Consider the following 21,644-nt stretch of genomic DNA (forward strand, 5'->3'; position numbering starts at 1 on the left):
GAAATGCCAGAGGGTGACTTCAGTCCATAAAAAAAGACCAAAAAGGAAGATTCCTAATTGGTCTTGATCAGTATCATTTTATTTACGCGGTCGCTTGCCCCAATATTGATAAAAGTCTGTTTTTATATTTCCATTGTAAAGTTTTCGTTTTTTCGTCGCTTTATCTCCATACAGCTTCTCAAAGTGAGGATAAGAGGTAATGATGTATACCGACCAAGTCTCAAGTGGACGAAGCGTCTTTCCTAATTCCCGATATAAATTCTCAACATAATTTTTTTCTTGCATTCGCTCACCATAAGGTGGGTTCCCAATGACAACGCCTGATTCTCTTTTGGTCGTAAAATCTTTCACTTGCATTTGTTTAAACGTAATTTGGTCAGGAAAGCCTGCTTCCATCGCATTGTTATTAGCAAGATCAATCATTTTATGATCAATATCCCCACCTAAAATTTCCAAAGGTTGATCATAATTTGCCAAATCTTCAGCTTCCTCTAGAGCTTCATCAATCCACTGTTGCTCGAACCAATTCCACTCTTCATACGCGAATGAACGATTGATCCCAGGGGCTATATTTTGCCCGATCATCGCTGCTTCAATAGGCAAGGTGCCAGAGCCACAAAACGGATCATAAAAAGGCTTATCAGCATGCCAGTTCGTTAACTGAATCATGGCTGCTGCCATCGTTTCTTTTAACGGAGCTTCATTATGAAGATACCGGTAGCCACGCTTATGCAAGCCCGTCCCACTTGTATCGATCGTTAAGCTTGCTATATCTTTGTGAATAGCTACTTCTATTCTCTGGAAAGCTCCCTTTTCTTCAAACCATTGAATTTGGTATTTTTGTTTCAAACTTTCTACAACAGCTTTCTTTACGATAGCCTGACAGTCAGAGATGCTAAACAAAGCTGACTTTACAGAACGACCAATAACAGGAAATTCAGCATCCTCTGAAATGAAATCTGCCCATGGAAGGGCTTTGGTTTTCTCAAACAGTTCGTCAAAACTCTCTGCCCGAAATTCCCCTACTAAAATTTTGACACGGTCAGCAGATCGTAGCCATAAATTTGCTCTGGCAATTCCTTTCAGATCCGACTCAAAAATAACCTTTCCGTTTTCAACGATGACATTTTTATATCCTAATTTACGCACTTCATTGGCAACAATTGCTTCTAAACCCATTGCGGCTGTTGCGATTAATTTTACTTTAGTCATATCTCATTCAACCCTTTCTAGATCCACTCATATTATACCGTATGTATTGTAAGAAAGTAAAAACTCCACGATGAATTTCCATCGTGGAGCCATAGTATTCATTAAAAGACGCCATTTGTGTTTTGTAAGCCATGTTCTGTACCTCTTGTACTGCAAACGGGGGTCATCCCTCGTACGGAGGTGGTAATCATCTGTCTACAGAATTCATCTGTCCCTTGATCCGTTCAATTCCTTCTCAAGGGTGCCCCTACCTTATTTTGGGTTTCTCACTCGTGGGGTTTACCTCGTTCCACTCTGACCGTTTCCAGTCAGACTTCGTCACTGTGGCACTTTCAAGGTTCGCATACCGTATTCAAAAGAACGTAGGTAAGTCACCTGCCGTTAGCCTTTATAAAAGACTACCCTGACTTATGACTTCGTCAGGCACGAACACTACAATCAATCTCAGATTGTGTGAGCATGGACTTTCCTCTACATCTAAACGATGCAGCGATTACCCAAACACAAATAGATGTCGTTTAAAACAACATGATTTATCATAACATAGGAGCCACCAATTTATCAATCGTAAGATTTTCCCAATGAAAGTTGAATCGCTTCTTTCGCTAAAGTATCTGCTTCTTTGTTCTGTTTACTTGGAATCCATTTAATAAAGGCATAATCGAAATTATTAGTCATATCCGCTAAGATCTTTTCCAACAACGGCTTGAATTTCGTGTTTTTCACATATTCTTTTTCAATGGCATCCACCACGACCTTGGAATCCGATCGAATAGAAATTAATTTAAAACCATGATCTATACAAACATCTAACGCTTTAATACACGCATGGAACTCAGCTTCGTGATTAGACATGTTAGGCAAAGAGAAGGAATGACGAATGACGTGGCCGTTTCCTTTAATAAAAACCCCTACACCAGAAGGACCAGGGTCACCAGCACTTCCCCCATCAATATAGACTTCAATCAATCAAATGAGCTCCTTCCATAAAGCTATACTCTTGATCAATCGTATAGTTTACTACCGAAGACATGTTTTTCCAAGTTGGATAAACGCCGTAAAATATCATAATTCGTATTCCCCGTAGAAGGCTGTGCAGGCTGTTTTTTGGTTTGCTCACTTAAAGTTGTCGTTTCTTTTTTTAATCTCTCGTTTTCTTTTTCCAACCACTGAATACGCGTTTCAAACGCCTCGTAATCTTTGATAATCTCATCTAGAAACTGATCCACTTCATCTTGATTATATCCACGCATACTTGATTTAAAATCTTTTTCATATATCTCATTTTTAGTTAATTGTGAAACTTGTTTTTTATCCACAGTTGTTCACCTCATATGTACATTCATTTACCTTCCATTTTTTCAGAATAAAGCTCACTTGTCAATTCCAGCTTTGGTCACTGATGTCCTCACGGATCATTTCCTCAATATCATCAGGGGTTAAATAGATGATAGGATAGTCCTGATTCTCATGTTTTTTAAGAGCGTATGAAAGAAAGAATTTAGGCGTTCCATCTGTTTCCTCATCAAATAAAACAAGTGCTGCGTGGCTTTTCCCAACGATAAACTGATTTTTCATCCTTAGTTGTGCAGGATTGTCATACGGACGCTTAGTGATAAAATCACGGTAGTCACTGGAATTCCAAACGTTTAAATATAATTTCTTAACAGGTTCTGAAAAACGTTCTTCTTGCTCATGAAACGGAGCTAAAGTAGCTACTTTCAAGTCAGGATAGTGTTCTTTGAGATTGATAGCCGCTTCTGCTGCCCAAAGTTCAACACCTGGTTGCCCACTTGTAATGATCCATTTTATATCAAATTCTTCTTTTAATTGTTGGATTTTTTTAGATATGGCTTTTTTTAAATAAGGAAGTTGTTCGTGCTTTTCATTGAATATACCAATTTCATGAGGTTTGTACCCGGTAATAGCCAGTACTTCATACATGTTCGAACACTCCTCTCTTTATTCACCTTAACTAAAAATAACGGCGAATCAGTTTGCACTGATTCGCCTTAAGGATTGAAAATCTTACCAGCAAGACTTTTTGTGACCCCAGCCTGGTCCTTGTCCCCAAGGGCCAGTTCCAACTCCTCCAACTTGACCTGGGCCTCCAAAGCCTCCTGGGCCTGTAGCCGCTCCAGCTACTTGGCCAGGTCCTCCAGGGCCTGCCATCGACTGCGTATTAAAAATACGATTCACGGTAGATTCAGTCTGTGGGAAACTGTGTTGGAAATTATAGCGGTGATTTACAACATTCGTTGTATGTCGTGGATGCACAACAGGTACAATGTAATCACAATTGAATTCCCGAACACTTTGCTGAGTTGGGCAAAATTGAGTGTTTAAAACTTGTGGTCTTTTACATGAGCGATGTCCAAACATATGATATCCTCCTTTTAAAATAGGTTCAATATCAACTTATGTTTACCTAACCGAACATGTACTAGTGTAATAACCTAATTTTACTGAAAAAGAACAAAAGTACTTCCAATTAATACAAAAAATAAGCCTAGAAAAATCTTTACCATAATTTATTCCCCACCCTAACTCTCTCTTATATGCATCAGTCATAAGATGCTCCATGGAATAATATAATGAATAATCTACAAAAGATCAATCATTTTTTCGAAGAAACGTCAAGTTTTTACAAAAAAGATGATATTTCTTTCATTTTATTGTTGTCTTCGTTTGAATTCCCGCGAAAAATCATATATTATGCGCTTACCCGGGAAATATATTTAAGTTTATTTCCTCTGTAGCTAGGGAATATTTAAATAAATAAAAGGAGGCCTTGATATGCCAAAAATCATTGTGGAAGGTTACGAACCATTTGAAACAGAATCCGGAACAAAACTAGTGCTTGCCCTTGAAGATCATGGCATCGATATTCTCCACCGATGCGGCGGAAAAGCGAAATGTACCACTTGCCGAGTAGATGTGACAAGCGGAGAATTTGGCCCCCTCACAGAAGTGGAACAAAAAGCTTTCCAAGCAAAAGGCCTAGATGAATCGAGTCGCCTCTCATGTCAAGTGCGTGTAACAAATGATGTGGTAGTTAAACCAAAAATGACCGTTTCTTCAACCGGTTTAGATCCTGGCCCAAGACCTGATAAATAACTTTTCTTTAAAGCCTCGCTTATGAGCGAGGCTTTTTACATGCCTGCCAATAATCATCGATCGTATAAATCCCTTTCTTTTCTAATTCATTAACAAGATATTGAAACACTTCTGCTGTCATATGTGCATCATTTAAGGCATGATGCCTTAATTTCTCCTCTACTCCAAAGTGGTGTACTAGCTCATCAAGACTGTTTCTGTTATTGGGATACAAAAAATTCGCCATTTCATAAGAATCAATCGAAACAGGATTATAGGGAGGTAACTTCCATCGATGCGCCATCTCCTTAAGAAAATTCACATCAAAGCTGGCTGGGTGTGCAACGACAACAGATGATCGAGAGAACTCCCAAAAATTTAAAAAACCTACGGGGAACGGTTTTCCTGACCGAATTTCTGACATTGATAACCCCGTTAAAGTCCGAATATTGAGTGAAGCCATCTTGATTGGAGAGATCACTTCATAAAAACTTTCTGGAAATTCCATTTGATTCATGTTCATTTTTAACGCACCTATAGAGATAACTTCATCCCCTATTTTAGGAAAAAAACCCGTTGTTTCCAGATCAAACACCGTGAAGGGGATATCTCTTATCGGCTTTTTTATTAAATCTGAATTGAGTAACCCTTGCTCCATCTGGTCGTGAATGTCATGGAATTTATCATGGTTTTGTTTGACCCATTGCTTTTGAGAATAATTAAATTGATGCCAATCGTATAATAGATACTTGAAAATTTGTATGACAGATGCTTCCATTTTTAAATTCCCCGATTCTTAGCAAAGCTAAGTTCACTCATTTGCTGTAGTCGTTTAGCGATAAACAGCGATTCTTTCAGTTGTTTTCTCTCTTCTTTTTCTAAAGATAACGGAGCAATCATGTTAGAAAGAAACTCTTCCTCTCTAAGTTGAGTGATATTTGCCTGAATTCGAAAGAAATGCAAGTAATCCATGGCAAGCTTGGCATTCTTAACATCTCTAGGATGAAAGACTTCCAATTTCTCTAACATATCTAGTCTCGCAAACGTACTGACTTCTTTGATCCCATAACGGATCGCGAAAATTCTCACTCCGTTAACGATTTGCATAAGAGCTGATTTTTTTAAATCGATCGTTTTCTTCTTCCCTTTAACTGAAATTCTACCTAGTGGATTGATAGGCACACGGAATCGGATCGTATCTTTCATCAACATCGCATGAAGCAACTTTCCTTGTTGGACAGGTTTCGTAATTTCATCTCTCAGCTTTTCAGCTAGAGTGAAGTCTCCATATATTGGTCGATAGTCAATAAAAATAGTGAAATCACGGACTTCTTGAGCATCTGCTTGCTTAATCCATTTTCCTACTTCTTCCTTCCACTCATTCAACTCCCGACACCACTTCCGCTCCCTTGCCATAATGCCTCCGGTACATTCAGGGAATCCACAGTCTGCCAATCCTTGATTCACTTTAGCAGCAAACCGATGAAAAAATTCCTCTACTTCCCTTTTATTCGCTAGGTGCTGGTAATTCCCAAGGATGAGCCCGTTGTCTTGGTCTGTACTAAACGCTTGCTCTTTTCTCCCTTGACTCCCCATGACGATAAAACAATAATTCACAGGAGGTTTTCCGTACCCTTCGTTTCTCATATCGTTCAAGGCGAATTTGATGACTTTACGATGAATTTGATCATTGTAATTAGAGATGAACTCACACACTTCTGTCGGGTGTGTCCGTTCATTTAACAACGCTTCTGTAAATAAAAGGAAATCTTCGCTGTTTTTAGGTGCCAGAGCAATGATTTCAGCTACTTTCTTTGCATGCTGTAAACGATAGGAGAGGTTTAAGTATTTAGAATCCTGCAATTGCAAGAATGATTCAGCCATTAATATTCCGACGACGCGCTCACCTTTCATGACAGGGACTAAATCAATATAATCATCTTTAAAGAAAGTTAGGACGTCATAGCTGAATGCATATTCTTGAATTGTATGAGGCTCCTTTTCCATCCAATCTCTTACTGGTTTATCACCATCACCTTGGAGTAATCCGCGAATAATATGCTGTTGAGTGATGACCCCTTTTAGTTCCTCTTGTTGATTAACTACGACTAGACCTGCTGTATTCCATTCTGTAATCAACCGAGCGCTCTCTTTTAATGATCGATGTTCGTTAATCAATCTTGCCCGCTCCATGATTGTATGGACTCTCGTCCTGAACAAACCAATGTTTTCGGCGTCTGTCTCGTTGCGTTCTATTTTTATTTCATCATACAACGATTTCATACGTTCTCCGATTCCTGTTAAAACAACTTCAGAGAAAGATTCGTTCTCGGTCATGATCTTTAAGAAAACACTCTTTCTAAATTTCACTGTCTCACAATTTTCAAGAGCTTGCACTGAGAAGTTCATTTGTCCTCCTGCAAGCAAAATCATTAATCCAATTAAGTCTCCAGGATAGTAGAAGCGAACCGAAAATTCTTTGCCGTTCTCTCGGTGAAGGACATTTTTAGCTAACCCCTTCAATAAAAAGAACACCTCTACTTCTTCATCTTCTTCATGGAAGACATATTCATTTTCTTGAAAAGACTTACGTTCTGATTTTTCGATCATCATTTTAAATTGATCTTCACTTAAAAGATCAAAAGGAAAAGAATTTCGTATGACTTCTTCGTATCTTTCTTGTTCACCCATCTATTCAACCTCCCATCTGTTTAGCCTTTTTCATTTCCAATCTTTTTAAACGATTGTTTAAATCTTCAACCTGCTTTATTTTCTTCTTCTCCGTCACTCGATTTGCTTTTTTCAATAAAGAATAAGCTTCTTTAGCATAGGTCAGCGCCTTAGCCACGTTCTTTTCATCGTGTTCAGCGTATTTAGAAAGCTCTATCCACGCCTCCACAGGAGGAAAAGCTGACTTGTCAATAGATGTTTCCAAATTATCAATCGCCTTCTTCTTTTCTCCCATTTTTTTATAAAGTAGTCCTAGGCGGAAATATCCTTGGGAAAATGACTGAGTCGAACATTCGATCGCCTTTTTGTAATGGGTCTCAGCCCACTCATACATAGACAGCTTTTCGAACCAATCTCCTATATAAAAGTGTTCCATAGACGAAGACCTGACCTCTTTCGAGAAGAACAGTTTCCTTGCAATTTCCTCATATAGATACACCAATGACCTGACATCTTGGTCATTATGATCAATTACCCCTTTTAGATGAAGAGGGTCTTTATCATGTAAATAATCAAAATATAAAATAGGGGCCATACTCCCTGGAATGTCATGCTTGCGATAAATATGTAATTTGTGTTCTTCTACTATGGACAGCCTACATGAAGGTAGCTCATGCTTCCATAACCTTCTAGCACTGTGAAGTAAGTCAATATGTCCAAAGGAAGGGAGCTTTGGTAATTGTTTTCGAATGAAGGCATGTCTGGACTTGACTTGAGGCCAGTCGAACGATTTTCCGTTGTAACTGACTAAGTAATCATCTTCAGCGAAATCCTCTAGGAAGCCTGACAAAAATGCCGCTTCATCTGATGGACTTTCTAGCAAATGCTGCGTCACTTCAATTCCTTCTTCTGTTAGTCTGGCATATCCAATTAAAAAGATGACATTTCCGGCTCCTGTAGACAGACCAGTCGTTTCCGTATCAAAAAACAACAAGCGGTCCAAAGACTTTCCACGAAAAGATAGAGGGTGATCATGGTCGTTCTCTTCCCAAAATGATTTCAGCCGATGAAATGAATCTACTAACAAACGGTCTCTTTCTCCGTCAAAAGGATATAACAATCTTTTTCTATAGGATCGTTCACCATCAAAGTAGAACGGTTCAAAGCCCATTTCTTTAAACTCAGTCTCCATACCGTTTCCCTGGTCAAATTTTTTAACTTCTATCCTTTCTTTTAACTCTTCAACCGGTCGTTCGATTTTATCCTCAACTTGCAAATGATTTTTCATTCGCAATAGTTTTGATTTAATACTCAATTAGATCACCTACCTCACTTGATCATGTACATTTATGTATAGTTTATCATAAAATAATAGAGAAAAAGAAAGCCGAGAATGGTCTCAAAGCTTTCTAGTAAGATATCTATATCCTTTGATTTTTTTAAGTAACTGTCGTAAGAGGTTTAGCTCTTCTCCGAAAACCGTGCAATGACCTATCATTTTTTAAATGTTCACTCAGAAAGGTCTATTGATCATTACTCATACGTAACCGTTTGACTTAGTATCTTTAATACCCACTTCTTCACTTCTGCCTCTGGATCAACTGACGCAACACCCACACACGAGGGACAACCGCCTTCGCAAGCACAATTCCAGACAAAATCCAGACATTCTTTTATGATTTCATTTATCTGTCCATACACACTCTCACTCAAACCAACTCCCCCAGGATACCGATCATATAAAAACACGGTAGGTTGCTCAGAATGAATCGCTTTCACTTCAGGCACAGCATGGAGGTCATTCCGATCGCACATGACATGAACACAAGAGACGTGTTGAAGAACATGGGCCATACCCATGAGTACTTGTTCAATATGGTCTTCTTTTTCACTGGCAAAAGCATCCTTTGAAAGAGTCAAGGCCAGCCCGTTTGAATGGAGCTCTTGCTCAGGCAAATGAATGGGTCCTGAGCCAATATTTTCAAAGGTTTCAAGTTTGATCTTTTTAAAGATTGTTGCCATCGCTGTCACCATCACATCACCATATTGAATGGAGTATTGGCCCACATCATCCTGTTTATCAATTTCTAGCACCTTGAGCTTCACTGCTAAATTAGCGTCCGTAAAATACTCCACATCCACTTCTCGAACAAAGGCTTTCTTCTCATCCCAATCCAAATATTCCACTTGGTATTGCGTTCCTTCGTGTAAATAGATCGCTTCATCGTGAAGAAGAGTCATTGCACTAAAAGTATCCATTTCCCCGATCACACGATGATTTTCCACAACGGACTGATCGATAATGACCACATTTTCTTGGGCAGCAGAACGAAGGCTAATATTATGAGCAGGAAAGGCATCATTCATCCAGAACCATTGTTCATTGTTTTCGTGCAAGACCCGTTCATCAGTCAGGTATTCAAGGATCTCAGCAACATCTTCCCCATCAAACGTATCCCCTCGATGAAACGGCAATTCATAAGCTGCACATTTCAAGTGATCCACAAGAATAATTAAATTATTCTTATTAATCCTTGCCGTTTCTGGAGACCCTTCGAAGAAATACTCAGGGTGTTGAAACAAATATTGATCAAGAGGACTGGAGTTCGCGACCATAATCACCATGGACTCATCCTGTCTTCTGCCAGCACGGCCTGCCTGTTGCCAACTAGAGGCAATCGACCCCGGATAGCCGTTCATCACACATACTTGAAGTTGACCAATATCTACTCCAAGCTCAAGGGCATTTGTACTGACAACCCCAATAGTCTCTCCACTCCTTAAACTTCTCTCAATTTCCCGGCGTTGCTTAGGTAAATATCCACCTCTGTATCCACGAATAGATTGCCTGTTGATTTCATTTTTAACGAGTTCTTGCAAATGACTAAGAATGATCTCCACTCGAACTCTGCTTCTAGCAAATACTATCGTTTGTATTTTCTCCTTTAAAAAACGGGAGGCTAATTCATTGACCACTTTCGTTCCGTTTTTTCGAATATTTAATTGTTTATGAACGATCGGCGGATTATAGAAAACAAAGTGTTTCCTCCCTTTAGGTGCACCGTTATTATTTATAAGACGAACAGGCTCACCAATGAGCTCAGAAGCAAGCTCTTCAGGATTTGCGATCGTTGCCGAAGTGCAAATAAACGTAGGTTTACTGCCATAATAAGCACATATTCGTTTTAACCGGCGAATGACATTGGCTACATGGGAGCCAAAAACTCCACGGTACGTATGTAATTCATCGATCACAATTGTTTCTAGATTTTCAAATAAAGAGATCCATTTCGTGTGATGAGGTAAAATGGCCGCATGGAGCATATCGGGATTGGTAATGACCACATGCCCTGCTTTTCGTACGACTTGCCTAATATTGGCTGGTGTATCCCCGTCATACGTGTAGCTGTTGATATTCACTTCCATCTCATCAATGATTTCATTCAATTCTGCCATTTGGTCCTGCGCTAACGCTTTCGTCGGAAAAATATAAAGAGCTCTTCCTTCAGGGTTATTCATGTGTCGTTGCAAAACCGGTAAGTTGTAACATAACGTTTTCCCAGAAGCAGTCGGGGTTACGGCTACAACATTATCTTTAGCCATCACTCGTTCATAAGCACTCTTCTGATGAGTATATAGTTGAGAGATGGATCTATTTTTTAATGCGTTTGTAATTTTATCATCCAAATCAGCTGGCATCTCCACTGACTTCGCATTCTCTTCTGGAATCTCGTGCCAATGAGTCACTTGAGAATCTTTTCGCAACTCCTCAATTAGTTCAACTAATGTCTTTTTACCAAACATGTTATTCCCTCCCGCTCTTCGTATAGTATAGCGAATATACGTTCTGCAATCCACAAATATACATAGAAAATATCATGAACTATAAAGGAAAAAAGAAAAGTGACCGTTCTACTCAAGAGAACGGCCAGTCCGGTCTAAATATATGAACTATCAAACTGGATAAATTCCGTCTTTTTTTGTTAACACTATAAGATCGCCAAGAACCGTTTTACCACGGTCTTCCAAGTAGAGTAACAATTCGACATATAGGTTTGCGGTAGTCAGCGCGTCTCCTAACGCACTATGACGCTTGTAAATGTTGGTACCAAAGGTGCGCGCGTAATGTTCAAGATCCTGCATATCCCATGAGGGGCTAAGATAACCAATCAAATCAAGAGTATCTATCCCAAGTGGTTCATCGAAACTGAATTTTTCACGCTTAAGTTCTTTTTTCAAGACAAGGACGTCGAAGGCTAAGTAATGCCCTACCCATCCGATGCTATTGGATGTTTCCATGTATTGATAGAACGATTCAATCGCTTCAATAGCAGTAGGAGCGCCTTCTACGTCTTTCATTTGAATACCTGTCAGTTCTGTAATATCTTTTGGAATGTCCCGTTCTGGATTCACGTACGTTTGGAAAGTTTGATCGGTGACGGTCAGCCCGTCAACTTGAACCGCACCAATTTCTATTAACCTGTCATCAGCGCCGACGGCAAATCCTGTCGCTTCGGTGTCAAAAACTATGATTGACAGATCACGAATGGGTGTATTTAGCGGTTGCTCATACGTTAGCTGGTAACTTAGCCTTTTCTTTTTCCAAAACATCATGGGGGCTCTCTCCTCTGCGTCGCTAATTATTACATTTATTGCATTCCGTAAGATGCGAGCAAGTGGTTTTGCAAAGAACGAATAGTTTTTAATGCAAGCATTAGTTCTTCTTTGTCACGTGTTTTCATTTGCCGAAAATAGACTTTACTTGAAAGTTTCTCTCCTTGCATGTAAACGGTCCAAGCTTGTGAAACACGAATTCGAAGGATAACCTCATAAGCAAATTGCAGTTCATCGGCAAAGGTTTCGCTGAAGAGGCCATCTTCAGTTAGGCGCTTTATTCGCTGAGTAGGAGTCCCTTCGACTATGCCGTGTTTAACGCTCAGGATTTGCAGGGCATGGTGGAACGGAAAAAGCACACTCATTTTAATATCAATTGTTTCTTTTTTCATACGAAACAGAGCACGAATCGGATGATCTAATGTTGGAACAGGTCTTTGTTTTTCTTCCACCGCTGCCCGATACAAGAAAATACTTGATTTTTCCAATTGATCGTTGACCATTCTTGTAAAGTGATCATGAACCTTTTCATCCCCATAGAGGTGGCGAAAAGACAAGAAGTTGTGACCAAGGAGAATATTATCATTTGTGGCACGAAGACCCCATGTTCTCAAACGCTTCTGCCACCTCGTAATGCTCCCACGCCAAGCTGAAAAGCTTGCCATCATTCCCCCATCACAAGGTTTGTATCCAGCATGCTCCATCCAGGCGGTAATTCTCTCACCAAAAAATTTAAAGTACATATCTACACTTTCTTCCTCAGAATCCTCAGTTTCTTCAAAAACAAGAAAGTGGTCTTGATCCGTCAATAGAAATTGCTCAGCACGACCGCCACTGCCCATGAGGAAAAAGGCGAAGTTTACAGGAGGGGGACCGAGCTTTTTTTTCACTTCTTCTAGAGCAAGATCAACACAGCGATGCACAAGACGATCATAGAGCGATGTTATAGCATCCATTATATGAAGTGTCGGCATCTCGTCTTCAACTAAATTTTGTAACACGCTATATATAGCATTTTTCACTTCAGGTAACGTCTCTTCGTCTGCAGATTCGATTTCTTGTAATATATTAAATTGACCACGATTTTTCTTTCGTAGAATGTCTGATAATGTCACCATACCTACGGGACGAAGATCATCGTCAGTTACAGGTAAGTGTTTAACGCTATTCATGAGAAAACTGGACATCGCTTCATAGTAGTAGGAATTGCGATGAATCGTAACCAAATCGGTTGTAGCGATTTCACCTGCGGTTTTAAAATCGCTGTTACCTACGGAAACGACACGTTGCACGAGATCTTTTTCGGTAATGATCCCGAACAAATGTCCTTCTTTATCTATAACAAGAATGGAGCTTGTTCCTGCTTCAACCATTTTTCTCGCCACTTCATGAACCGGTGTTGTCTCAACCACACTTAAGGCAGGCTCGCTCATTAAGTCTTGAACACGCCGGATAAAAGCCTCACTTTCCCCCCACTGGTGTGCAAGTTTCACTTGTTCAGCTAGTGATGAATAAATTTCACGCAGCCTGACAGCCACTTGACGAAGGACATATTCTCTCACGTCTTCTTCATGCCACCTAGCTTCGAGCACTTCATATGGAATGTGTAGACAGACCGATGGTTCGAACGCATGGACTTCTACTGTAAACGTATGTTCATGTGGATTAGGTTCCCCTAGAAAATCAGCAAGGCTGGAAAATCCAATCATTTCTCCTTTTTCAAGTACTTCGAGGACTTCTCGGTTTTCTCGCCGTGATCCCGTATGTACGCAGACTTCTGTAATTCCTTCTAAAATTAGCAAAAGTCCTTCTCGAGGAGATTTTGCATACAGTAATTTTTCATTTTTTCGATAGGAATATAAGATACAACGTTCAAGTAACAACCGAAATTCAGCGGCATCTGCGCCGCTAAAAATCGGATGGTTCTCCACCATACTCATAAATTCTTTATTTTCCTGAAGAATCATCCATCCATACCTCTCCCTCTTCATACGTCATTTGCTCAGGGTACCTTAAATTAATCGCCTCATCTTTCAAGTGTTGCGGTGGATCTTCTGTCAATAGTGAAACTACAAATACGAGAATGAAGTTAACGGTAACACCGAACACACCCGCACCTGTATCTTCTATCCCAAAGAGGATAAAGCCGTTCATCGCCAAGAAGATATAAATGAGCGTAGTGAACAATCCGCCTAGCATACCAGCAACGGCACCTTTTGAATTAATTCTTGACCACCACACTCCAAGGAATAGTACTGGAAAGAATGTGCCACCTGCCAAAGCGAAAGCCCATGCAACAATTTGAGTGATCACTCCCGGCGGATCAAGGGCAAGTATACCAGCGACTATAGTTGCAACGAAGATAGCAATTCGACCTGCTTTTAAGCGCCTTGCATCCGTCGCCTTCGGGTTAACGAGACGATAGTAAATGTCATGAGCAAAGGAGGATGATACGGTGATGAGCAATCCGCCCGCAGTTGATAAAGCGGCTGCCATCGCACCTGCTGCAATCATCCCGATAACAAATGTACCAAGGTTAGCAATTTCTGGTGTGGCCATGACGACAATATCAGCATCAATAATAAGGTCTTCCCACATGAGCTCGCCTTGCTCACCTGAAGCAGTTATTTCAAGCAGCCCAGTATTCACCCATGCTTCTGTCCAAGCAGGTAGGTCATCAAGGGGCTGCCCGACAACATCGTTCATAATGACAAAGCGAGAAAAAGCTGCGTAAACCGGAGCCGACAAGTATAGAATCCCGATGAATAATAATGCCCATGCCCCGCTCCAGCGAGCTGCTTTCATCGTCGAGACCGTGTAGAACCTTACAATCACGTGTGGGAGGGCCGCTGTTCCTACCATTAACGTAAAGAGTAAAGCTAAAAATTGGGCGCGACTGCCCTCATCAAAAGGGGCAAAATATTCAGATAAGCCAAGCTCTCTATCAATCGCCCCTAAATTATCGACGACACTTCCATATGTAAGCCAAGGAAGAGGATTACCAGTTATTTGTAATGACATAAACACAATGGGAATGACATATGCCGTAATTAAAATAAGATATTGGGCAACTTGTGTCCACGTTACCCCCTTCATTCCCCCGAGAGTAGCATAAATAGCTATAATAAATACACCGATTAATACACCAATCCAAGAAGGTATACTAAGTAGTCGGCCTATCACAACCCCCGAACCTGCCAACTGTCCGATTAAATAAGTAAAACTAATGATAATCGTTGCAATTGCTGCAATTAATCGAGCCACGTTACTATCAAACCGGTCTCCGATAAATTCTGGTACTGTAAAACGACCGAATTTCCTAAGTTGTGGCGCAAGGAGAAAGGTTAGAAGCAAATATCCTCCGGTCCACCCCATAATGTAAGCTAACCCGTCATAGCCCATCAGCATGACCGTTCCTGCCATCCCGATAAATGACGCTGCGCTCATCCAATCCCCACCGATGGCCATCCCGTTCCAAAATGCAGGGACTCCCCGGCTTGCGACGTAGAAGTCAGATGTTACTTTTGCACGGTGATATACCGAGATGCCAATGTAAAGAGCAAATGTCAAAATAATCAGCGTGAGAGAAACTAAGGCTTGTTGATCCATCTAAAGGTTACCTCCTTAAAATTCAACTATTTTATCCATCAAGTCGAAAATGTTTTTTTCAATTAATGGTCTGATCCCCCTCCGCTGATTTGTTCGTTACGAGACTCATCAATCCCGAATTTCCTATCTACTCGATCGTTGATCACAGCATTTAAAAATAACAAAACAATAAACGTTGCGACGGCTCCCTGAGCCCCCATGTAATAATGTGCAGGCATTCCCAAAATATAAATACCACTTTGATTCAGAGGTTCCGCAAAGAACACAATACCAAACGAAACGAGAAAACCGATCGTTAAAAAAGTCACTATTAATTTCACTCGTGCCCTAAAATATCTATCCGCTACATCCTTTTCAATCTTTCTCATCGACCAAAACCTCCTTAATACTTTTTTAGTCCATCATTAACGAATATTATAGGAACTGATATCAATTAAATATGGCATGTATCCCCTCCCATTTTCATTAGACTCAACTATGTTATCGAGGAATAAAGTAAACGCTTTCATTTTATGTAATAAATATCTACTCCGTTAATTCAGTTATGGGGATTAGCTGTTTTTGTGAGATGCCCTCTCGATCGCTTTCGACAATTTTGGCAAATAAGTAACGGAGTTTTTCGTTCAGCGATCATCAGGTTCATTAATAGGAGTGCCGGAATAAATAACAAAAAGAGTAAATCGAATAGGAATGCTATCGCCACTGTAACGATTACAGGAAAAATTGACGTCATGATAAAGTAACGATATTTTGAAATAATCATAACTTGTCCACTTTCACATGCTCTGCATCGAAGAGAGGCCTGTTTCTCACTTTCTACTGTGTGGGACATTTATTCATCCTCCCTTCACCTATCTCAAGCTAAAAATAAACCTTACCGTTTCCATAAATGGTAAAGGAACCAGTGCAATTTGAATGACTAAATAAGCACCCATCGCAAAAAAAGGTAGCATAAGTAAAATCGGCTTTTTATATTTAATAGTTAATACAACCGTTACTATCGCAAAAATCCAAAAGATAATGAGTGTCGACACTTTCCTTCCTCCTTATTTTAGAAATTTTAATTACACTTTTGATCATAGCAACACTTTCAGTTCCCAATTTTATGTAATTGCACTATTACTATCACATTATTTCAAAAATTCTGATAAAAAGTCAATAAGTTTCTACAAACCATGTGTTTATCTCCTACAATACTGACAATTTATTTGCTTTTATGATGCGGAAAACGTCGCAGATAGTGAATTTCTAATGACAGTTTTGACAATACAAAAAGGAGCTGTCCTCAAAAGTTGTACTTTTGGGACAGCTCCTTTATAAATATTCTGCTATGAGCCATTTTTTAATGGCGATTTTTGCTGAATGAGCGAAATCAATTTGTAATTCATTTCGATATGGTTTTAAGTGCAGAGCATGTCTAGGCGATAAACCGATCATAACAACATGAATGCCCATTTGTTCAAAGACAAGAATTAAGTCTTTTAATTCCCTTACACCCTCTTCTTGAATATTTCCAACTCCCGTAAAGTCGATTAAAACTCTTTCAGGCTGGCTGACATACGCCCTCTTAAAAACATTATCTTTTATGGCGACAAGTTTTTCTTCGGACAAATCTCCAAACACTGGTAATAATCCAAGATTATCACTCAATTCAATATAGGGACCCGATAATTCATTTGACCGGTCAACCATTTTAGAGAATTTCTCTTTCTTCTCGAATAGTTGGAAGTTCGTATCGTTTAGTCTGTTTTGCATGTCTGTTAATTGGTTTTGAACAAGCTGATATTGTTCCTCTATAGGGACAAATAGACAAAAAGCTTCTTCCCCGCTCTTCTGAATAAATGCTTTGTATAATGCAAGCGGTGAATGCTTTGTGATCAGATTCAGTTCGAAATCCAACTGTTCAACATCGTGAGCCAACATCGCCTTTAACTTATCGTGGCTATCAGCATCAACAATGTCCAGTAAATCATTCGTGTATTGGAAAGTATGTTCTGCTTGATCAGATCTTTCAACGATTTGAAAGTCTTGAGTTATTCTAAATAACGGAAGAGGTATTCGCTTTTCCATCCGAGTCATCCCGCCTAATCGTTTTATCTTTGTTAAACCAAGTTTGTAGTTCATTTAAATTTTCAATGAAAGTGGTGTTAGGCGGTCCAATCGATGAGAAGTCATACTGATGCATTAAGCGACCTCCCACAAGGATTTCAGGCTCATAATCAAGTTCACTGAATTTCTTTAAATATGCTGTTAATGCCTCAATTCGATAAGCGAGAGCAAAGGATAGACCAATTACTGCCGGCTTCCATGTTTCAACTTGTTCCATGACATGATCAATGGATAGATTGGATTGATAGTACTTTACATTCCAATCCTTTTCGCGAAACAAGATAGATACCATCTTTAAACCTAGATAGTGGTACTCATCTTGCACGGTGAAAAACATCGCTTTAGGAGTTGTTTCTTGAAAGTCGGAATGTTGAACGAGGTCATACTCCGTTTGCGATAACACAAAATCACACACAGCCGTAGCAAGGTGTTCATCAGCAACGGTAATTTTGTTTTGTTGCCACAGCATACCTATTTCGTGCATAGCAGGTGTAATCAATTCGTTATATATAGTAAATCTCGAGTGATGTTCTCGTTGATTTTGCACAATACGCAAAGAGGCAGCATGATCACCTTTTAGTAGCGCATCGACAAATGTTTCAGTTGTCTTTTGCATCAATCATATCACCTCATAAAGGAATACTTCAACAAGATTTACATTTGAATGTAAACCATTGATCCTTTTACTTTAACATATTTTAGAATCTTGTGTTTTGCAGGTTTCTTTACTATGGAAATTTAATCATTGTATAGTAGAGAAAGAAAGAGAGGTAAACGAGATGACGAAATTCTTATACATTATTATTGTTGTAGCATTTTTAGATACTTTTATTCAATTACCAATTATCACACCTTACGCCCAAGAGTTAGGAGCATCTCATATTCTTACAGGGGGGATCATCGCCGTCTATTCCCTATCCAATATGATCGGTAATGTCTTAGGTGGACATTGGATTGACCGCTTCGGACGGAAAAAAATACTTTTAACGGCCATGATCCTCGTTGCGGTCATCTTATGCTTTTATCCATTAGCACAATCAGGGGGACAACTATTTGTAGTAAGACTCATTCACGGTTTAGCTGGAGGGGCTTTAATTCCTGCAGCTTTCGCATACATTGGAGATTCTACAGGCAAAGAAGGGCGTGGGAAGACCATGGCCTATACAGGTGCTTGCATAGGAACGGCTGCAATTATTGGACCTGCCTTAGGTGGGGTCATTGCTTCTGTCTCATCCATTGACTATGTATTTATCCTTGTTTCATCTCTGTTCATCATAACTTCGATTCTAATAGTGAAGTATGTCAAAGAGTCTTACTCAGCTCCGGAGCTTGGAAGTATGTCCCTGTCCCACTTTATACCTCTTTTAAAACAGCCTTTGTTGATTCAAGCTTGTCTTTCGGCTTTTGCCCTAATGGTAAGTAATGGGACACTGGCCTTTGCGCTACCTTTAAAAGTTGAGGTTATGGGATTAACTTCTTCCACTACAGGACTTTTGTTAAGTATTTTTGGCATCGTAGCTTTAATTGTTTTCTTAACTCCAATAAACAAATTGTTTGATCGTTTTCAGCCGATGATGTTGATTATAACTGGGATAGCCCTCATAGGGGCCTCACTAATTGCTCTTAGTATCTTTCATTCAGTAACCATCGTTACATTCGCAATGATTGTGTATGGTCTTGGTTTTGCTTTTATCTTCCCGTCAATGAATCGAATTGTTGCAGACGTTTCGACTAAAATTGACCGAGGGAAAGCATACGGTATTTTCTATGCCTGCTTTTCTTTAGGGGTAGTAGCGGGTTCGTTTATTTCAGGGACCGTCGCTGAAATTTGGGGCCTGCCATTTCTAGTTAGCTCCCTTATCGTACTAATAATAGGAGGGATATTATTTTTTATGGCCAAAACAGGTCACACGCTATTTAAAAAAGATCTCATCCGTTCATGAACAAGAATTCTGATTTCTTCTCGTTCATTTAATAATTGGTGGCGACCAGACGGAAAGATAGCCACTTGTAAATTTTGGCACTTATGTTTGTAGAAGTGTACGTTCTTCTTCCAATCAACGGTGGTATCTTTCTCACCTTGCAAGAAATAGACTGGTATTGTCAGAACTGGGCATTTGATAATATAGTGCTGCCACTGCTCCATTGCTTTCATCCAGTCCGACTTCAACCACTTAACTTGCAAAGGATCCTGTTTAATGAATTTCTGGTACAGAAGGTCTTGGGAATTTTTCTTGAAGCGTCTTTTTTGCTTAGGAATATACTTCCCAAGCATCTTCAGCGTGCCTTTGACTAAGTTCCACCGATAAGGAAAATATAAAGGCGCGACTAATATCAACCTCTCTAGTAAGACCTTCTTTTCACTAGCGGCATGAAACAAAATGGCGCCGCCAGTACTATGCCCTAATCCGATCACTCTTGACCGTTGCAGTCTATCACGAATAAATCGATCCCCTTTTTCAACAGCTTCAACATATTCATCAAAGGCTGCAATGGTTCCTGATTCCCCTTGAGAAAACCCGTGTCCAGGCAAATCGATCGTGACGACTTCATAGCCATTGGCTAATAAATTATTCACCGTGCGGCTTAAACCCCCAGAATGATCTAAATACCCGTGAACAAATAACACCGTCCCTTTCGCTTTTGTCTTCAAAAATGCCTGAATAAAGATATCTTTCTCATGAGAACACACGTGCCCACATTGATATAAATCAAAGTTAACAAGATTAAATGAGTAGTAATCCAAATACTCGTGAATACAGGGATGGTTCATATGAGGGTTTCGTTCATCAAGATTAAAAGTGGCTTCATTCATTTTGTCTATCCATTCGGTCGTTGGCTGCATCTTGAAATCCTCCGTTAATTTGGTCAACTATCTTTTCTATATCCTATTCTACTGTAATTAAGGAAACTCTGAAAGAATAAGGAAAAGGAGACAGGATCCCTGCCTCCTTCAAACACATCTATTTAGCTATCGCCTCAACTAACGCTCTTCCATAAGCAGGAAGGTCAGGCGGTCTGCGACTTGAAACGAGCGGTCCATCTACAACCACTTCTTCATTATGCCACGTAGCTCCAGCATTCACCATATCGTCTTTAATTCCTGGCGTGCTGGTCACATTTTTACCTTTCAATATATCAGCAGAGATCAACACCCATCCTGCATGACAAATTTGACCGATGACTCTTTTTTGTTCATGCATGTACGTAACCATAGCAAGAACTTCTTTATATCTTCTTAGTTTATCAGGCGCCCATCCCCCTGGCACGAGAATGGCATCATATTCTTCTATATTAATTTGTTCAAAGGAATAATCCGAAACGACTGGCACTCCGTTTTTACCTGTATAAGTTGTTTCTGCTTCTTTTCCCGCAATGTGAGAGATCGCTCCTTCTTCTTGAAGACGATAATGTGGATAAATCAGCTCAGAGTCTTCAAATTCATGCTCAATGACAGTGAGTACTTTTTTTCCTTGCAATTTCATCCTTAACACCTCTTCCTAAAAACTTTTTCTGTTGTAATCTACCCTTTAACGATTTATTTCAATCTATTTTTTGTTAGTGCTTATCTCAGTCCTTCCCACTCTTCATAAAATTGTTCTAAAAAATGTTCTAAATAAGCATGACGACGTTGAGCCATCTCTCTTCCTGTGCTTGTCTTCATCTGAGAAGACAGCGTCAATAACTTTTCATAAAAATGGTTAATCGCCGTTGACGCTCCCAGTCTGTATTCTTCCTTCGTCATATCCTCTCTCGGTTGTTCACTTGGCAAATACATCGCATCTCCTTTATGCCCTGCAAACATAAAGCACCGGGCTACACCAATTGCACCAATTGCATCCAAGCGGTCCGCGTCTTGCACTACCATTCCCTCAAGGCTAGCTGGAGGTGAATTATGGCCTCCTTTAAACGATACCGTATCCATTACGCTCATCACTTGATGAACTCGTTTCATAGATAGATCCTGTTGTGAAAGCCAGTTTAGGACGAAATTTCTCCCCTCTTCTTCTGAAGGGTGAAATTTATCATCACCAGCGTCATGTAACAGAGCCGCTAATTCGCAAATAAAAGGGTCTGCTCCCTCCTCTTCTGCTATTTTCAAAGCATTTTTTCTCACTCTGTCCGTATGGTACCAATCGTGGCCCGTGGAATCCCCTTCAAATAACTGCATGACCCAATTTTCTGCTTTTCTAATCATATCCGTCATACTCATTCTCCTTCTAATAATTGTATAATTATTATTATATATTAATATTTATTCAATCATGAAATCTGTATTATCCTGTACTAATACTCCCAGTAGACCTGTTATACAAAAAACCACTATGTGAAAC

General features: G+C 39.8%; 23 protein-coding genes and 1 other RNA gene. 2 read left to right on the top strand and 22 right to left on the bottom strand.

What is annotated here, in order from left to right; genetic code table 11:
- Positions 1-78 precede the first annotated feature (78 nt).
- The 7 genes from CR194_RS06810 to CR194_RS06835 all read right to left on the bottom strand — a co-directional run bounded on the left by CR194_RS06810 (position 79) and on the right by CR194_RS06835 (position 3,594).
- Entirely contained in the window at positions 79-1,212 is a 1,134-nt protein-coding gene (locus CR194_RS06810) for a THUMP domain-containing class I SAM-dependent RNA methyltransferase (protein ID WP_110608851.1), read from the bottom strand.
- Between the two features lie 7 nt (positions 1,213-1,219).
- A complete protein-coding gene (locus CR194_RS20675) occupies positions 1,220-1,345 on the bottom strand; it encodes a hypothetical protein (RefSeq protein WP_269845700.1) in 126 nt (41 codons plus the stop codon).
- Positions 1,333-1,717: RNase P RNA component class B (gene rnpB, locus CR194_RS06815), an RNA gene on the bottom strand. The genes CR194_RS20675 and rnpB overlap by 13 nt, the downstream gene beginning before the upstream one ends.
- A gap of 56 nt (positions 1,718-1,773) precedes the next feature.
- Positions 1,774-2,181, bottom strand: coding sequence for a reverse transcriptase-like protein (locus CR194_RS06820; RefSeq protein WP_110608852.1), 408 nt, complete (start codon positions 2,179-2,181; stop codon positions 1,774-1,776).
- A 35-nt stretch (positions 2,182-2,216) separates the two neighbouring features.
- Positions 2,217-2,531, bottom strand: a complete 315-nt coding sequence (gene gpsB / locus CR194_RS06825; protein WP_110608853.1) for a cell division regulator GpsB — start codon at positions 2,529-2,531, stop codon at positions 2,217-2,219.
- Positions 2,532-2,592: 61 nt separating this feature from the next.
- A complete protein-coding gene (locus CR194_RS06830; protein ID WP_110608854.1) occupies positions 2,593-3,156 on the bottom strand; it encodes an SLOG family protein in 564 nt (187 codons plus the stop codon).
- Between the two features lie 84 nt (positions 3,157-3,240).
- On the bottom strand, positions 3,241-3,594 hold the full coding sequence (locus CR194_RS06835) for a CotD family spore coat protein (protein ID WP_110608855.1): 354 nt from the start codon (positions 3,592-3,594) through the stop codon (positions 3,241-3,243).
- 414 nt (positions 3,595-4,008) lie between these two features.
- On the opposite strand from CR194_RS06835, the gene CR194_RS06840 reads away from it, so the two are divergent.
- The gene (locus CR194_RS06840) at positions 4,009-4,329 is read left to right on the top strand and encodes a 2Fe-2S iron-sulfur cluster-binding protein (protein ID WP_110608856.1); all 321 of its coding nucleotides are present in this window, start codon (positions 4,009-4,011) and stop codon (positions 4,327-4,329) included.
- A gap of 19 nt (positions 4,330-4,348) precedes the next feature.
- Here the strand turns inward: CR194_RS06840 and CR194_RS06845 are convergent, their stop codons facing one another.
- The 12 genes from CR194_RS06845 to CR194_RS06900 all read right to left on the bottom strand — a co-directional run bounded on the left by CR194_RS06845 (position 4,349) and on the right by CR194_RS06900 (position 17,926).
- Positions 4,349-5,086 carry a 3'-5' exonuclease gene (locus CR194_RS06845; protein ID WP_110608857.1) on the bottom strand — a complete coding sequence of 246 codons (738 nt, stop codon included), beginning with the start codon at positions 5,084-5,086 and terminating at the stop codon, positions 4,349-4,351.
- 2 nt (positions 5,087-5,088) lie between these two features.
- Positions 5,089-6,999: a DUF294 nucleotidyltransferase-like domain-containing protein gene (locus tag CR194_RS06850; RefSeq protein WP_110608858.1), complete on the bottom strand. Its 1,911-nt coding sequence runs from the start codon at positions 6,997-6,999 to the stop codon at positions 5,089-5,091.
- 4 nt (positions 7,000-7,003) lie between these two features.
- Positions 7,004-8,293 carry a ribonuclease H-like domain-containing protein gene (locus tag CR194_RS06855; RefSeq protein WP_110608859.1) on the bottom strand — a complete coding sequence of 430 codons (1,290 nt, stop codon included), beginning with the start codon at positions 8,291-8,293 and terminating at the stop codon, positions 7,004-7,006.
- A 218-nt stretch (positions 8,294-8,511) separates the two neighbouring features.
- The gene (locus CR194_RS06860; RefSeq protein WP_110608860.1) at positions 8,512-10,782 is read right to left on the bottom strand and encodes a DEAD/DEAH box helicase; all 2,271 of its coding nucleotides are present in this window, start codon (positions 10,780-10,782) and stop codon (positions 8,512-8,514) included.
- 150 nt (positions 10,783-10,932) lie between these two features.
- Complete coding sequence (locus CR194_RS06865) at positions 10,933-11,589, bottom strand: 3'-5' exonuclease (protein WP_110609002.1); 657 nt, start codon at positions 11,587-11,589, stop codon at positions 10,933-10,935.
- A 38-nt stretch (positions 11,590-11,627) separates the two neighbouring features.
- Positions 11,628-13,559, bottom strand: a complete 1,932-nt coding sequence (locus tag CR194_RS06870) for a DUF294 nucleotidyltransferase-like domain-containing protein (protein WP_110608861.1) — start codon at positions 13,557-13,559, stop codon at positions 11,628-11,630.
- Entirely contained in the window at positions 13,540-15,201 is a 1,662-nt protein-coding gene (locus tag CR194_RS06875; protein WP_110608862.1) for a sodium:solute symporter family protein, read from the bottom strand. Before CR194_RS06875 ends, CR194_RS06870 begins: the two co-directional genes overlap by 20 nt.
- A 62-nt stretch (positions 15,202-15,263) precedes the next feature.
- Positions 15,264-15,569 (bottom strand): DUF4212 domain-containing protein, encoded by a 306-nt coding sequence (locus CR194_RS06880; protein WP_110608863.1) that lies wholly within the window; start codon positions 15,567-15,569, stop codon positions 15,264-15,266.
- Between the two features lie 170 nt (positions 15,570-15,739).
- Entirely contained in the window at positions 15,740-16,033 is a 294-nt protein-coding gene (locus tag CR194_RS06885) for a hypothetical protein (protein ID WP_110608864.1), read from the bottom strand.
- A gap of 19 nt (positions 16,034-16,052) precedes the next feature.
- On the bottom strand, positions 16,053-16,235 hold the full coding sequence (locus CR194_RS06890) for a hypothetical protein (RefSeq protein ID WP_110608865.1): 183 nt from the start codon (positions 16,233-16,235) through the stop codon (positions 16,053-16,055).
- Positions 16,236-16,515: 280 nt separating this feature from the next.
- Complete coding sequence (locus tag CR194_RS06895) at positions 16,516-17,271, bottom strand: STAS domain-containing protein (RefSeq protein WP_110608866.1); 756 nt, start codon at positions 17,269-17,271, stop codon at positions 16,516-16,518.
- On the bottom strand, positions 17,240-17,926 hold the full coding sequence (locus CR194_RS06900; RefSeq protein ID WP_110608867.1) for a cobalamin B12-binding domain-containing protein: 687 nt from the start codon (positions 17,924-17,926) through the stop codon (positions 17,240-17,242). The genes CR194_RS06895 and CR194_RS06900 overlap by 32 nt, the downstream gene beginning before the upstream one ends.
- A 163-nt stretch (positions 17,927-18,089) precedes the next feature.
- On the opposite strand from CR194_RS06900, the gene CR194_RS06905 reads away from it, so the two are divergent.
- Entirely contained in the window at positions 18,090-19,253 is a 1,164-nt protein-coding gene (locus tag CR194_RS06905) for an MFS transporter (protein ID WP_110608868.1), read from the top strand.
- Here the strand turns inward: CR194_RS06905 and CR194_RS06910 are convergent.
- From CR194_RS06910 to CR194_RS06920, 3 genes are all read right to left on the bottom strand, one after another.
- Positions 19,217-20,155 (bottom strand): alpha/beta fold hydrolase, encoded by a 939-nt coding sequence (locus CR194_RS06910; protein WP_110608869.1) that lies wholly within the window; start codon positions 20,153-20,155, stop codon positions 19,217-19,219. The two genes, CR194_RS06905 and CR194_RS06910, sit on opposite strands and share 37 nt — an antisense overlap.
- A gap of 118 nt (positions 20,156-20,273) precedes the next feature.
- The gene (locus tag CR194_RS06915; protein ID WP_110608870.1) at positions 20,274-20,795 is read right to left on the bottom strand and encodes a type 1 glutamine amidotransferase domain-containing protein; all 522 of its coding nucleotides are present in this window, start codon (positions 20,793-20,795) and stop codon (positions 20,274-20,276) included.
- Between the two features lie 80 nt (positions 20,796-20,875).
- Positions 20,876-21,517: an HD domain-containing protein gene (locus CR194_RS06920; protein WP_110608871.1), complete on the bottom strand. Its 642-nt coding sequence runs from the start codon at positions 21,515-21,517 to the stop codon at positions 20,876-20,878.
- Between the last annotated feature and the right edge of the window lie 127 nt (positions 21,518-21,644).

The sequence above is a fragment of the Salipaludibacillus keqinensis genome, assembly GCF_003226325.1.
GTDB lineage: Bacteria > Bacillota > Bacilli > Bacillales > Salisediminibacteriaceae > Salipaludibacillus > Salipaludibacillus keqinensis.

Excerpts from the sequence above, each read along its gene's own strand:
- CR194_RS06810 (WP_110608851.1), bottom strand. The coding sequence starts at position 1,212 with ATGACTAAAGTAAAATTAATCGCAACAGCCGCAATGGGTTTAGAAGCA.
- CR194_RS20675 (WP_269845700.1), bottom strand. The coding sequence starts at position 1,345 with ATGGCTTACAAAACACAAATGGCGTCTTTTAATGAATACTATGGCTCC.
- CR194_RS06830 (WP_110608854.1), bottom strand. The coding sequence starts at position 3,156 with ATGTATGAAGTACTGGCTATTACCGGGTACAAACCTCATGAAATTGGT.
- CR194_RS06835 (WP_110608855.1), bottom strand. The coding sequence starts at position 3,594 with ATGTTTGGACATCGCTCATGTAAAAGACCACAAGTTTTAAACACTCAA.
- CR194_RS06840 (WP_110608856.1), top strand. The coding sequence starts at position 4,009 with ATGCCAAAAATCATTGTGGAAGGTTACGAACCATTTGAAACAGAATCC.
- CR194_RS06845 (WP_110608857.1), bottom strand. The coding sequence starts at position 5,086 with ATGGAAGCATCTGTCATACAAATTTTCAAGTATCTATTATACGATTGG.
- CR194_RS06850 (WP_110608858.1), bottom strand. The coding sequence starts at position 6,999 with ATGGGTGAACAAGAAAGATACGAAGAAGTCATACGAAATTCTTTTCCT.
- CR194_RS06860 (WP_110608860.1), bottom strand. The coding sequence starts at position 10,782 with ATGTTTGGTAAAAAGACATTAGTTGAACTAATTGAGGAGTTGCGAAAA.
- CR194_RS06865 (WP_110609002.1), bottom strand. The coding sequence starts at position 11,589 with ATGTTTTGGAAAAAGAAAAGGCTAAGTTACCAGCTAACGTATGAGCAA.
- CR194_RS06870 (WP_110608861.1), bottom strand. The coding sequence starts at position 13,559 with ATGATTCTTCAGGAAAATAAAGAATTTATGAGTATGGTGGAGAACCAT.
- CR194_RS06875 (WP_110608862.1), bottom strand. The coding sequence starts at position 15,201 with ATGGATCAACAAGCCTTAGTTTCTCTCACGCTGATTATTTTGACATTT.
- CR194_RS06880 (WP_110608863.1), bottom strand. The coding sequence starts at position 15,569 with ATGAGAAAGATTGAAAAGGATGTAGCGGATAGATATTTTAGGGCACGA.
- CR194_RS06885 (WP_110608864.1), bottom strand. The coding sequence starts at position 16,033 with ATGTCCCACACAGTAGAAAGTGAGAAACAGGCCTCTCTTCGATGCAGA.
- CR194_RS06895 (WP_110608866.1), bottom strand. The coding sequence starts at position 17,271 with ATGGAAAAGCGAATACCTCTTCCGTTATTTAGAATAACTCAAGACTTT.
- CR194_RS06900 (WP_110608867.1), bottom strand. The coding sequence starts at position 17,926 with ATGCAAAAGACAACTGAAACATTTGTCGATGCGCTACTAAAAGGTGAT.
- CR194_RS06905 (WP_110608868.1), top strand. The coding sequence starts at position 18,090 with ATGACGAAATTCTTATACATTATTATTGTTGTAGCATTTTTAGATACT.
- CR194_RS06910 (WP_110608869.1), bottom strand. The coding sequence starts at position 20,155 with ATGCAGCCAACGACCGAATGGATAGACAAAATGAATGAAGCCACTTTT.
- CR194_RS06915 (WP_110608870.1), bottom strand. The coding sequence starts at position 20,795 with ATGAAATTGCAAGGAAAAAAAGTACTCACTGTCATTGAGCATGAATTT.
- CR194_RS06920 (WP_110608871.1), bottom strand. The coding sequence starts at position 21,517 with ATGACGGATATGATTAGAAAAGCAGAAAATTGGGTCATGCAGTTATTT.